The organism is Pseudomonas poae RE*1-1-14, from assembly GCF_000336465.1.
In the GTDB taxonomy this organism is placed as follows: domain Bacteria; phylum Pseudomonadota; class Gammaproteobacteria; order Pseudomonadales; family Pseudomonadaceae; genus Aquipseudomonas; species Aquipseudomonas poae.
On sequence record NC_020209.1, the window covers coordinates 2,340,015 to 2,352,407 of the forward strand.

8 protein-coding genes are annotated in these 12,393 nt (G+C 57.5%); 6 read left to right on the plus strand and 2 right to left on the minus strand.

The window, feature by feature from the left end:
• Positions 1 to 711: 711 nt before the first annotated feature.
• Together H045_RS10045 and H045_RS10050 are read right to left on the minus strand one after the other, a co-directional pair.
• Complete coding sequence (locus H045_RS10045; protein WP_015372280.1) at positions 712 to 2,832, minus strand: hypothetical protein; 2,121 nt, start codon at positions 2,830 to 2,832, stop codon at positions 712 to 714.
• Between the two features lie 151 nt (positions 2,833 to 2,983).
• Positions 2,984 to 4,864 (minus strand): hypothetical protein, encoded by a 1,881-nt coding sequence (locus H045_RS10050; protein ID WP_236277599.1) that lies wholly within the window; start codon positions 4,862 to 4,864, stop codon positions 2,984 to 2,986.
• A gap of 351 nt (positions 4,865 to 5,215) precedes the next feature.
• Between H045_RS10050 and H045_RS10055 the strand changes: the two genes are divergently transcribed.
• The 6 genes from H045_RS10055 (at position 5,216) to H045_RS10080 (ending at position 12,368) form a co-directional block, all read left to right on the plus strand.
• Positions 5,216 to 6,274, plus strand: a complete 1,059-nt coding sequence (locus H045_RS10055) for a LacI family DNA-binding transcriptional regulator (protein WP_041931623.1) — start codon at positions 5,216 to 5,218, stop codon at positions 6,272 to 6,274.
• An 88-nt stretch (positions 6,275 to 6,362) separates the two neighbouring features.
• On the plus strand, positions 6,363 to 7,145 hold the full coding sequence (locus tag H045_RS10060; protein ID WP_015372283.1) for a sugar phosphate isomerase/epimerase family protein: 783 nt from the start codon (positions 6,363 to 6,365) through the stop codon (positions 7,143 to 7,145).
• Complete coding sequence (locus H045_RS10065; RefSeq protein ID WP_015372284.1) at positions 7,138 to 8,079, plus strand: sugar kinase; 942 nt, start codon at positions 7,138 to 7,140, stop codon at positions 8,077 to 8,079. The genes H045_RS10060 and H045_RS10065 overlap by 8 nt, the downstream gene beginning before the upstream one ends.
• A 45-nt stretch (positions 8,080 to 8,124) precedes the next feature.
• A complete protein-coding gene (locus H045_RS10070; RefSeq protein ID WP_003232981.1) occupies positions 8,125 to 9,417 on the plus strand; it encodes an MFS transporter in 1,293 nt (430 codons plus the stop codon).
• Positions 9,414 to 10,391 (plus strand): 2-hydroxyacid dehydrogenase, encoded by a 978-nt coding sequence (locus tag H045_RS10075; RefSeq protein WP_015372285.1) that lies wholly within the window; start codon positions 9,414 to 9,416, stop codon positions 10,389 to 10,391. The genes H045_RS10070 and H045_RS10075 overlap by 4 nt, the downstream gene beginning before the upstream one ends.
• Before the next feature lie 717 nt (positions 10,392 to 11,108).
• Positions 11,109 to 12,368, plus strand: a complete 1,260-nt coding sequence (locus tag H045_RS10080; RefSeq protein ID WP_015372286.1) for an IS256 family transposase — start codon at positions 11,109 to 11,111, stop codon at positions 12,366 to 12,368.
• The last annotated feature ends 25 nt before the right edge of the window (positions 12,369 to 12,393 follow it).

A 12,393-nucleotide genomic window follows, 5' to 3' on the forward strand; every position in this document is an offset into this window, starting at 1 on the left:
GTTACCGATGAACCATCTGTTCCGCCTGAGGTTCGGTTGGAAGACACCCCCCAGCCACTGTAGTTTGTCACCGTACTGTTATTGGTCACCAATAGACTGCTGTTACTGTTCACCATAATGGCTTGACTAGACAAGGGGCGGCCAGTGACCTGCGAGCCATCAATCAGGACAGTCGATTGCAGGTTTGCAGTGATATCCTGTGTCGTGCTGCCTGCCTCTACAATCAGCCCTGCAGCATTCATTACAATCTGATTGGTGGCAGCGCCATGGGCAGTCAAGCTCGAACCTGGACTCAGCACATAACTATCCAGCCGCGTACCGCTCGATATTGAAGTACCCGGAAGTGTGACTGCAACTTGCGCGCGGGCATTGGGCGCAGCCATTAGCAATAAAGCAATGGCTGGGGCCGTCAATGCAATGCTCAAGGGTGTGCGTTCAAAGTTAAATACTGCCGACATATAATGGACCTCTAGTTCCTACGCGAAACGATAGGGCGGATTCTAAAACGCGTGAAACCCAACCCATCAAGCGGTGCAATAATTGAACAGCGCAAACCTAAAAGCTGTAGGATAGTTCCGAATAAACTACATCAATAGGCAACCTGTGACGTAGGGAGCAGCGTTCTCAACCTAGCTGAGGCATCATCAACACTGCAAATGAAACAACCAAAGAAGGGGATGCCTTCTTTGGTGTTTTCATGGGCACTTAACCCTAAACAGGCATATATCCACCAGCACAATAGCTGATGCTGCGGGTGGCACTTCTGAAGCCTCTGACTTCATAATTAGCGGGGAGAGAAGGCACCATCGTTCCCAAATACTGCGTGCTGACAGTCACGGTTGCCGAACCCAGCGCCTTCAGCGATGTATTAGCGTTGATCGGGTTATACAAGAGATCAGGCCCCACATTAAAGTCCACATTAAACCCATTACGAGCCGCAATATCATCAGGCACTGTGAATAGTCGAGTTTGATTGACCACTGCGGACGGAGGATTGGTGTTATTTTGGAACCCCATATACGTCACTTCGACCAACTGCCCTCCCGCCAGATAATCGGATCCAGGAATATGTATTACCAGGCCCCCGGTGTTAATCGGCCTCAGGCTATCACAGGTGAGTACACCGTTATTATTGAGAACAATCGGCGCAGCCATTTGCAGAATAACGGACTCAACCTGAACAATTGCCTCTTGCGAATACTGCGGATTTTCACTCTTAGGCGACGTGACGGTATACGACACCACCTGCACAGGGCCACCCGCCGTCCTGATAGCAGCAAAAGGAATCGTGAACTCGACCAACCCACTTGGAGGAAGGACGTCCACCTTCTGCGGATATAAAACACCACCATAATTCAACGTAATCGTGAAAGGCAGCGAGTCTTGTGGCAAGACAGGCACTGTCCACAATTCAATAAGTACTCTGGCAGGTTTATTAGCATCATCTACCTCCAGGTGATTGTCAGGCCCGAATAGGCCATTCTCGCGTATTGCATTGATCACGGGCGGCTTGAGGTGAGTATTGATAGTACCGGGCGGCGTGATGTCAGGGCCGACAACAGACAAGTCCAGATCGAATGGCGTGCTTAACTTCGTTGCTGGATAGGAATTCGTCCCGCGCTTGACAACATAGGACGCTGTCACTACCAGCCTGCCTCTTGGCGGGGTTCGAGGCCCGTAGAGTTGCTCCACCTCAGCGACACTGAACTTGATCGACAGCGGAAGATTATTATTGCCCAGGGGCACGGTCTTCGTGATTATGCCTGCAGACGACTCCAGTTCGATTTCAATCTCATCCGTGCCGCGCAGGGCATTCAGATAGGCCGGAATCGACACCATCAAACCGTTGATATCTGCCACATCCTTGATATCAATCAGACCATCACCGGGAACAGCAAGCTCAATCAATGGCGCATAGAAGTCTTGTGGCAGAGGATCCTGCGCCAAGTCTGCAAGTTCCAGAGCGTGGGACTCCCAGGAGCCATTCTCGGCAACATCGAATATTGCGTAGCGGAGGTTGTAATTCCCCTTCTTTTCAGCCTGGACCACCCACAATGGCAATGGAATGGAAGCCGGCTTGGCTGGATCCAATCGATATCTGGTTTCCGTGCTGGGAGGAAGATCAAATACGTAAGGTTGATCGGAAGAGCCAAAGTACATTTCGACAGTATCGCCCGGCGCCAAGCCTTTCGCTAAGTCGTACTCGATCGGCAGATACACCGTCTCGTTTGGCTGGTTGGCAATATAATCGCGGTCCAGAGGCCCCGTCATACCCACAGGTAGCTCTGGCGCAGGAGGCTTGACTTGGGGGCCGTCGTAGGCTCCCGTCAGGTCAACCACCAATAGTTGCGCGACCGAACGGTTTGTGTTGCCCGTCAGCCCGAGTCTCACGTTGTACCTGACCAGATACAGCCCAGGAGCGCGAAAACCTTGTGGTATCGGCAGCGGAACAGGGTCAGGCTGATTCACCAGACGAAGTTGAAACTTTAAAGCATAAGTAGCAAAGTAGTCATCCTCGAGCTCTTCGGCTGTTTGGGGCGTATAAGGGGCATTGGGGAGAGTACTGAGGGGCTCTGCTACCAACGTGTCCAGATCGATGTAAGGGACGATTTCGACGTCGACTTTATCAGGCTTATTTATATTTACACTGGCGTCGTCGTACCGTGGCACATTAAAGTTGGTAAGCAGCCTATTTGCGCCCCTACGCGTCAACAACCCCACGTAACCAGGTACCTGATCTTCAAACTCTCCCATATCATATCGTTCAGCTTTGTAATCGGTAGTAAGTCTTGGTTTGAAATTATCTATGATTTCTCTGTTTGTAGCGTCCATTATTTTGCTCCGACAGTTGATGACTGAACATCACGACATACACCGCTGATTAATAGAACATCCTTTATCAATCACGTGTTCTTTAACGTTTACACGCAACGCGCACACCACTTCGACTGAAACAACGACAGACGAACCAATAACGAACCACTCAGCTACACACCACGCCACGCGGTGTGCAATAACAACCCGTTGAATACGTCAGATCGATCCGCACGTACGCTGGCGAGGACTCGCCCACCTTCACGCCACCACGCCATACTTCATAACTGCCGGTAGCGGATTTGAATTGACGCAATGGATGTAATGCTGCGTCGAATGCATTCATTACCACTGTAGCCCCTGCCACTGCATGGGCTGCTTCCCATGTCAGCGACTGTTCAAAGACAACATTCTGATTTCGAGTACCCCAGTTGTTCTCGTTGAACCCCTGCCACTTGAACTTCACGATGTCATCCACACGAACATTGGTATTCGCCGCTATAAACCAGCGCACGCCATCCACCAACATTGACCACTCCACGCCATTCACCGGTTTGGTTTGCGAACGGCACGTCAAATAACCATTGGTGAGGGTGTGTTGTATCACCGGGGCAGGCAACGGCAAGAACTTGGTATTAAGCGTTGTCACGGGGGAACGTTGTTCGTTAACGCCGTTGCTGGTGATGTAATGCAGCATATGGGCCGTCAGTGCGACGCCATCGAGCACCGTCGCTGGCACATCGGGAAAGTTCACCCAGGTACCAGCGGCATCACCCGCCTTCACCGTATAAGTGGCTACCGGGCCTTGGCTATTCCAGAACAGGTGCAACACGTCACCTGGCTGCGGCGTAGCGAACAACCGCACGCGCACTCGAATGGGATTACCGCGGTCTTTATCAACCAGCAGGTTGGTGCCGGTGCTCCCCTCGACTTCCACTGGAGCCAATGTCGAATTCAGCAGCGCGGGAGCGTTGAGATGGTCCTGCCCGGCAATCGTGAGGTCGATATTGACCGCCAGAGGCGCAGACATCGTCGGTGAAGGGTTGAGGCCCATCACTTCGTAACTGACCTGCACGGTCTGTGCAGCCAAAACCGAATTATTACCCCGCAGGACAAGCCAGGGAATTTCAACCTCCAATGGCATCCGTGTCACCGCCTGGACAGCGGTCGGACGACCATCCCAGTACACAATCACTTGATGCCCCGCGGTTGCTGACCAACCGGGATAGTCAATACGCACGAACACGCCCGCACGCGCATCATCACGCTTGATCAACTGATCGTCGTAGGCCGGAGGACGAATGCTCGGAGCCGGCAAACCTCCACCCATGACGAAGGGCAGGCCTGCGCTCAAATCGCTGTAATTGCCGGTCGCGTCGAAAATACGGAAAAACACATACGCAGGGCCGCCGTTCAGACGACGAAAAGCGTCGGAATCCAGCGTAACCGTACGAGGGACAGTACCGAAATCCACCGGTGACTCTCCATCCGCCGGGGTATTGGGAGGGAGTGGCGAATTGGATAGATAGATCTCGACCCGGTCACCCGGTGCACCGATGTTATAGGTCGGAAGCTCAAAGACCGTAGGTTGGTGATCGAGCCTGTATTGATCATCCAGTACCGGTGCGGGAGGCACCTGAAACGCCAGCGTGTCGTTTGGCCGCAACAGCATCGGACGCTCAAGATCAATGGTGATCGTTACTTTGGGATCGCTGAAACTCTGGCCACCCTCGCTGCGAACGTTGTAGTAAAGGTGCGCGACTCGCGAGCCGTCGCGCAGGTCGGACATGGCGATTTCACGCTCGTAAAACTGAGGCACAGCCGGTGGTGGCACCCCCACGTAAAAAGTGTCGAGCAGCCTGGGGCCATCGGCGCTATCCCACCAGATTTCGCAAGTATGCTCTTTGTCAGTAGGCTCGCTCGGCTCGGGTTGCCAGGAGGGAATCTGCAATTTCAGTGGCGCCAGCAACAAGTCCTGCGCAACTACACCTCTGCCGTCCGCCGTATTGACCCCTGGCACCGTTAACGGATCCAACAGATAAAGAGGCAACGGGCTTCCACCTGCAATCGGGGCGGACCTCATGGTTATTCCGGAACGACGGGAATGGGGTTTTGGAGTAGTTGTCATGTTCCGGCCTCAGGGTTAATTTCGTTTCAGCGAATCAGGAACGCCATGTTTCCTGTCTGCCCTGGGAAAAATTAAACGCTTAAAGCCGATGGTCGGATACTGTCATAACTAACAGGTGGCCCTGTCCATTCGTCGGGTTCTCCAGGTCTGGTACACCGGGTGTTTTCTAAATAGTGCTTGACGAAACAGGTTGCCTGGCATTTTATGAAACCGGTTTCAGCCGGCCTGTGCGAGCGGTGCAACCACACTTCCAATAAGAAAGGCCCGTCTACCGTGACCCCATTTTCCGCCGCCCAGCGCAGCCGCGTGACCATGCTTGACGTCGCCGAACGTGCCGGCGTTTCCAAAGCCAGCGTGTCACGCTTTATCGGTGACGACCGCGCCCTGCTCTCCGATGCCATTGCCCAGCGCATCGAACAGGCCATCAGCGAACTCGGCTACCGCCCCAACCAGATGGCGCGCGGCTTGAAGCGCGGCCGCACGCGGCTGATCGGCATGCTGGTGGCCGATATCCGCAACCCCTATTCCATTGCCGTGATGCACGGCGTCGAGACCGCCTGCCGCCAGCACGGCTACAGCCTGGTGGTATGCAACACCGACCGTTGTGACGAGCAAGAGCGTCTGCACCTCGCCGCGCTGCGCTCGTACAACATCGAAGGGTTGATCGTGAATACCCTCGGCCATCACCTTGATCAATTGCTCGAGCTGCAGGCGGAAATGCCGCTGGTGCTGGTCGACCGCAAGGTTGAGCCGCTGCACAGTGACCTGGTCGGGCTGGATAACCCCGCAGCCGTGCGCATGGCCGTCGAGCATTTGCAACAGCAGGGTTATCGCGATGTGTTGCTGGTGAGCGAAGCCGTCGATGGCACCAGTTCACGCCTGGAGCGCCTGGACAGTTTCCATGCCGAGATCGCACAGCGCCCGGCATTGACCGGTAAGGTGCTGGAACTGGACGCTGACTTGCACAGCCATTTACAAACGTTTCTCGAAAAACCCGGCCCCAGGGCAGTTTTCTGCGCCAATGGCGTCGCTGCATTGGCCTGCGCCAGCGCGCTCAAGGCCTTGGGTTGCACCCTGTTTGACGACGTGGGCCTGATCGCCCTGGATGACCTGGACTGGTATCCGCTGGTGGGCAACGGCATCACCGCCCTCGCCCAGCCGACCGAAGCGATTGGCGCCAGCGCGTTCGACTGCCTGCTCAAACGCCTGCGCGGTGATACAGCCCCCACCCGCCGCCTGGATTTCCTGCCACAACTCATCATCCGCGGCTCTACCCAATTACCCGTGGGAGCTGGCTTGCCTGCGATAGCGGTGTATCAGACGAAGCAGTAGCCCACTGACACCCCGCTATCGCAGGCAAGCCAGCGCCCACATTTGTTTTTGCGTATAAAAATGAAACCGGTTTCAGAGGTAAACAACAATGCACAAGTACCCCGTTTCCATCAGCCTCTCCAGCTACGGTGCCGATCTGGTTCGCCAGCAGGGCCAATTGAGCTTCGTCCAGTTGCTGGCGTCTGCTGGCGCGCAACGCATTGAGTGGCGGGAAGAATTGCTGACCACCGAGCAACCCGCCGAGCTGACCCAGGCGGCTGCCAGCCATGGCCTGGAGGCGGTGTTTTCTTCACCGCTGGAACTGTGGGTGGCCGGCCGCGCCCAACCGAACCCGGAGCTCGCCGCCACCCTGGACCGCGCCCAGGCCTTTGGCGCGCACTGGCTGAAAGTCTCCCTCGGCTACTTCACCGACACCAACGATCTGCAAAGCCTGCACGCCCTGCTCAACCGGCATCCGGTGCAGTTGCTGGTGGAAAACGACCAGACCCTGCATGGCGGACGGATCGAGCCGATGCAGCGTTTTTTCAGCGAGGTCGAGCGCCTTGGGCTGCCGGTGAAGATGACCTTCGATATCGGCAACTGGCACTGGCAGGACCAGTCGTCCCTCACCGCCGCGCGCCTGCTGGGTCGGCACGTGGATTACCTGCATTGCAAGGCCGTGGCCCGGCGTGCGGACGGCAAGCTGGTCGCACTGCCGCCCAGCGCCACCGACCTGCACTTGTGGGAACAATTACTCAAACACATGAACCAAGGTATTACCCGGGCGGTGGAGTTTCCGCTGCAGGGCGATGATTTGGTCGAGGTCACCGCCCGCCAGGTCGCCGCCCTCGCCTGCCTTGGCCAACCTCGCGCGGAGAGTGCCCATGTCTGAGATCGATATCCTTTCGTTCGGCGAAACCATGGCGATGCTGGTCGCCGAGCAGACCGGTGATCTGGCCCAGGTCGTGCAATTTCACAAGCGCATTGCCGGAGCCGACAGCAACGTCGCCATCGGCTTGTCGCGCCTGGGTTTCAAGGTCGCCTGGCTGAGTCGAGTGGGCAACGACTCCCTTGGCCGCTTTGTGGTCGACACCTTGCAAAACGAAGGCCTGGACTGCCGACACGTGGCGGTCGACCCGCTGCACCCTACCGGCTTTCAATTCAAGTCCCGCGAAGAGACGGGCAACGATCCCCAGGTGGAGTACTTCCGCAAGGGGTCGGCGGCCAGCCACTTGTCCGTCGACGCCTTGAGCCCCGCGCTGCTGCAGGCGCGCCACCTGCATGCCACCGGTATTGTGCCGGCGTTGTCCGAGGCTACGCGCGCGCTGTCCTTCGAGTTGATGACGCAGATGCGCAAGGCCGGACGCAGTGTGTCGTTCGACCCCAACCTTCGCCCGGCCTTATGGGCCAGTCAGCAACAGATGATCCGTGAAATCAACGCCCTCGCCGCCCTCGCCCACTGGGTACTGCCGGGCCTGAACGAAGGGCGCCTGCTTACCGGGTTGGATGACCCGGCCGATATCGCCGCGTTTTACCTGGATCAGGGCGCCGAAGCCGTGGCCATCAAGCTCGGCGCGGACGGCGCCTATTTTCGCACCCAGATGGACCAGGGATTTATCGCCGCCGTCCCGGTGGAGAAGGTGGTCGACACCGTCGGCGCCGGCGACGGCTTCGCGGTCGGCATGATCAGCGCCCTGCTGGAAAACCTGAGCTTCCCCGAGGCGGTGCAGCGCGGCAACTGGATCGGCAGCCGCGCCGTGCAAAGTCGCGGCGACATGGAGGGCCTGCCGACCCGCGCTGAATTGACCACCCGATCCGTCGCCTGACCCATTCCCTGTTGCCACAACTACAACAAGCTCAGGAGCAACCTCATGGAAACCGTGAAACTCGCCACCCGCCGCTGGTGGTACATCATGCCCATTGTGTTCATCACCTACAGCCTGGCCTACCTGGACCGCGCCAACTACGGCTTTGCCGCCGCCTCCGGGATGGCTGAAGACCTGATGATCACGCCGGGCATGTCATCGCTGCTGGGCGCGCTGTTTTTCCTTGGCTACTTCTTCTTCCAGGTGCCCGGGGCGATCTACGCGCAGAAACGCAGCGTCAAAAAACTGATTTTCGTCAGCCTGATCCTCTGGGGCGGCCTCGCCACCCTCACTGGCGTGGTGTCCAACGCCTACATGCTGATCGTGATTCGCTTCATGCTCGGCGTGGTCGAGGCCGCCGTGATGCCGGCGATGCTGGTGTACCTGTGCCACTGGTTCACCCGGGCCGAACGCTCGCGGGCCAATACCTTTCTGATCCTCGGTAATCCGGTGACCATGCTGTGGATGTCAGTGGTGTCAGGCTACCTGGTGCAGCATTTCAGCTGGCGCTGGATGTTCATCATCGAAGGCCTGCCGGCGGTGCTGTGGGCGTTTATCTGGTGGAAACTCGCCGACGAACGCCCCAAGGATGCCAAATGGCTCAGCGACAGCGAAAAACACAGCCTGGAAAGCGCCCTCGCCGCCGAACAGGTGGGCATCAAGGCTGTTAAAAACTACGCCGAAGCGTTTCGCTCGCCCAAAGTGATCATCCTTGCGCTGCAGTTCTTCTGCTGGAGCATCGGCGTGTACGGCTTTGTGCTGTGGTTGCCGTCCATCCTCAAAAAAGGCCTGCAGATGGACATGGTCGAGGCCGGCTGGCTGTCAGCGCTGCCCTACCTCGCGGCTGTGATTGCCATGCTGGTGGTGTCGTGGGGCTCGGACAAACTGCAAAAACGCAAACGCTTCGTGTGGCCGCCGCTGCTGATTGCCTCCATCGCCTTCTATGCGTCCTACGCCCTGGGCGCCGAGCATTTCTGGTGGTCCTACACCCTGCTGGTGATTGCCGGGGCCTGCATGTATGCGCCCTATGGACCGTTTTTTGCCATCGTGCCGGAAATCCTCCCGGCCAACGTTGCCGGCGGCGCCATGGCACTGATCAACAGCATGGGTGCCCTCGGCTCGTTCGGTGGCTCCTACCTGGTGGGTTACCTCAATAGCAGCACCGGTTCGCCCGGCACTTCCTACCTGCTGATGAGCGGCGCGTTGATGCTGTCAGTGGTGCTGACCATTTTCCTCAAGCCCGGCGCCAGCGACCGCGCGCCCTCACCTACTCTGGAGCTGAAGGTAAAGACCTCATGAAAAAATCCGTTGTGCTGTACAAGAAACTCTCCGCGCCGCTGATGGCACGCCTGCACGAACACGCAGACGTGACCCTGATCGATGCCCTCGACGAAGCCGGCCTGGCCAAACTGCGCGACGCCTTGCCCGGCGCCCACGGCCTGCTCGGCGCCAGCCTGCGCCTGGACGCCGAACTGCTCGACCTGGCCCCCCGGCTCGAGGCCGTGGCCAGCGTCTCGGTAGGCGTCGATAACTACGACATCGACTACCTGACCCGACGCCGCATCCTGCTCAGCAATACCCCGGACGTGCTCACCGAAACCACCGCCGACACCGGGTTTGCGCTGATCCTGGCCACCGCCCGCCGGGTGGTGGAACTGGCCGACATGGTGCGCGCCGGCCAATGGCACAAAAACATCGGCCCCGCGCATTTTGGCAGCGACGTGCACGGCAAGACCCTGGGCATCATCGGCATGGGCCGCATCGGCGAAGCCTTGGCCCAGCGCGGGCATTTCGGCTTTGGCATGCCGGTGATCTATCACAGCCATTCGCCAAAACCCGAGGTGGACGCGCGTTTTGGTGCGCAGTACCGCAGCCTTGATGACCTGTTGCAACAGGCTGACTTCGTCTGCCTTACATTGCCGCTGACGGCAGAAACGGAAAAGCTGATCGGCGCGCGCGAGTTTGCGCTGATGGGGCCGGAGACAATCTTTATCAATATCTCGCGTGGCAAGGTGGTGGATGAGGCGGCGCTGGTGGATGCGCTGCAACAACGCACGATTCGCGCGGCGGGACTGGATGTGTTTGAACGCGAGCCGCTGGAGCATGCGTCGCCGTTGTTGCGGTTGAATAATGTGGTGGCGACGCCGCATATTGGGTCGGCGACGCATGAGACGCGGGAGGCGATGGCCAGGTGTGCGGTTGATAATCTGCTGGCGGCGCTGGGGGGGCGGCGGCCTTTGAATTTGGTGAATCCGGGGGCTTTTGTGGGGTGAGCTTTTTGGGTGGGGTTTATGGGTGTATATCCGTTATTTAGGTAACGGCTGATTATGGTTCCGCCCTTACGGCGGGTCACTTTTGGAAAAGAGCCCCAAAAGTAACCAAAAGGGCTCTTGCCCCACCACTCGGCACCTCGCTCACGCTCGGTGTGCCCGCACGCAGGCTTGAATCCGTGGGCCGCCGCAATGGGCCATCCATGGCCCAGTGCGGCTAACCCGGCGTCCTGCCGGGTTACCCACGTATTCAAACCTGCGTTCGGCCAGCGTGGTTGACGGGGCGCCCAAAATCAAAAGCCAAAGCAAAGCAGATCAAAAGCAGATCAAAAGCAGGGCAAAAGCAGGGCAAAAGCAGGATCTGCCCATCATCGTTTCTCTGTGGGAGCTGGCTTGCCTGCGATGCAAACACCTGAATCCATCAGGAAAACCCGATCGATGCCTTCGCAGGCAAGCCAGCTCCCACATTTACAGCGTACGGCAGACAATCCCGGTCGGCTCTACCTTGATCTGGCGCGCCCCGTCAAACACGCTGGCCGAACGCAGGCTTTGGAGCGTGGGCGAGGCACCGAGTGTTGGGGCGAGGACCTCTTGGTTACTTTTGGGTCCTTCCAAAAGTGACCCGCCGTAAGGGCGCAACCATAATCAGCCGCTACTCAAATAACGGGGGACTGTCATAAATTTTGTGTTCGGGCATAACATGTTGATAGAGGTGCATGTATGCCGACCAAAAAGAAACCGGCCCGTGAGGCCCCGCGAGACCTTCCATCCATTCCCCAAGAGCTGATCGACCAGTTCGTCAGCGGCCCGATGAGTGCCGAAGCCATTCAGGATGCCTCGATGGCGTTCAAAAAGGCGCTGATCGAGCGAGCTCTTGGTGCCGAGTTGGGCCACCACCTTGGCTATCCTCAGGGCGCGGAGCGCCCTGAGGAATCGAGTAACCAGCGCAACGGCAAGAGTGGCAAGACGGTGCTAACCGATGACGGCCCGTTGCGTCTGGACATTCCCAGAGACCGTGATGGAAGCTTTGCTCCGATTCTGATCCCCAAACACGAACGGCGTTTTACCGGCTTCGATGACAAGATTATCGCGATGTATGCCCGAGGCATGACGGTTCGCGAAATCCGGGCGTTTCTCTCTGAACAGTACGGAACAGACGTCTCTCACGATTTCATCAGCTCCGTCACTGACGCAGTTTTGGAGGAGGTTACCGCCTGGCAACAGCGACCGCTTGAACCGATGTACCCGGTAATTTTCTTCGATGCATTGCGAGTCAAAATTCGCGACGAAGGCCTGGTTCGCAACAAAGCGATCTACTTGGCACTGGGAGTATTGCCGGACGGAACGCGAGATATTCTGGGCATTTGGATTGAAACAACCGAAGGCGCCAAATTTTGGATGAAGGTCTTTAACGACCTGAAAACCCGAGGCGTCGAAGACGTCTTGATCGCCGTAACTGACGGTCTCAAAGGCATGCCCGAAGCGCTGAGTGCTGTGTTTCCTGAGACGACGTTGCAGACCTGCATCGTCCACCTGATCCGTAACAGCCTCGATTACGCCCCGTGGGATAAGCGCCGTGAGCTGGCCAAGGCACTGAAACCGATCTATCAAGCACTCAATGCTGACGCCGCAGAACAAGCGCTACTGGCTTTCGAAGCCGGGCCTTGGGGTAAGCAATATCCGACAGTCGTATCGGCTTGGAAGCGTGCTTGGGATCGAGTTATCCCGTTCTTCGTGTTTCCCCCGGCGATACGCAAAGTGATCTACACAACCAATGCCATCGAGAGTATCAATGCCCAGTTGCGCAAGGTCATCAAAACGCGAGGCCACTTCCCAACGGATGAGGCCGCGACAAAGCTAATCTGGCTGGCATTACGAAATATCACCGCGAACTGGGGCAGTGCGGCTCATGATTGGAAGAAGGCAATGAATCAATTTGCGATTCTGTACGGAGATCGATTTATCAGGCCGACCTGGTAAAGATAGGGCCTGCCTGACGGCAGGC

Excerpts from the sequence above, each read along its gene's own strand:
- H045_RS10045 (WP_015372280.1), bottom strand. The coding sequence starts at position 2,832 with ATGGACGCTACAAACAGAGAAATCATAGATAATTTCAAACCAAGACTT.
- H045_RS10060 (WP_015372283.1), top strand. The coding sequence starts at position 6,363 with ATGCACAAGTACCCCGTTTCCATCAGCCTCTCCAGCTACGGTGCCGAT.
- H045_RS10065 (WP_015372284.1), top strand. The coding sequence starts at position 7,138 with ATGTCTGAGATCGATATCCTTTCGTTCGGCGAAACCATGGCGATGCTG.
- H045_RS10070 (WP_003232981.1), top strand. The coding sequence starts at position 8,125 with ATGGAAACCGTGAAACTCGCCACCCGCCGCTGGTGGTACATCATGCCC.
- H045_RS10075 (WP_015372285.1), top strand. The coding sequence starts at position 9,414 with ATGAAAAAATCCGTTGTGCTGTACAAGAAACTCTCCGCGCCGCTGATG.
- H045_RS10080 (WP_015372286.1), top strand. The coding sequence starts at position 11,109 with ATGCCGACCAAAAAGAAACCGGCCCGTGAGGCCCCGCGAGACCTTCCA.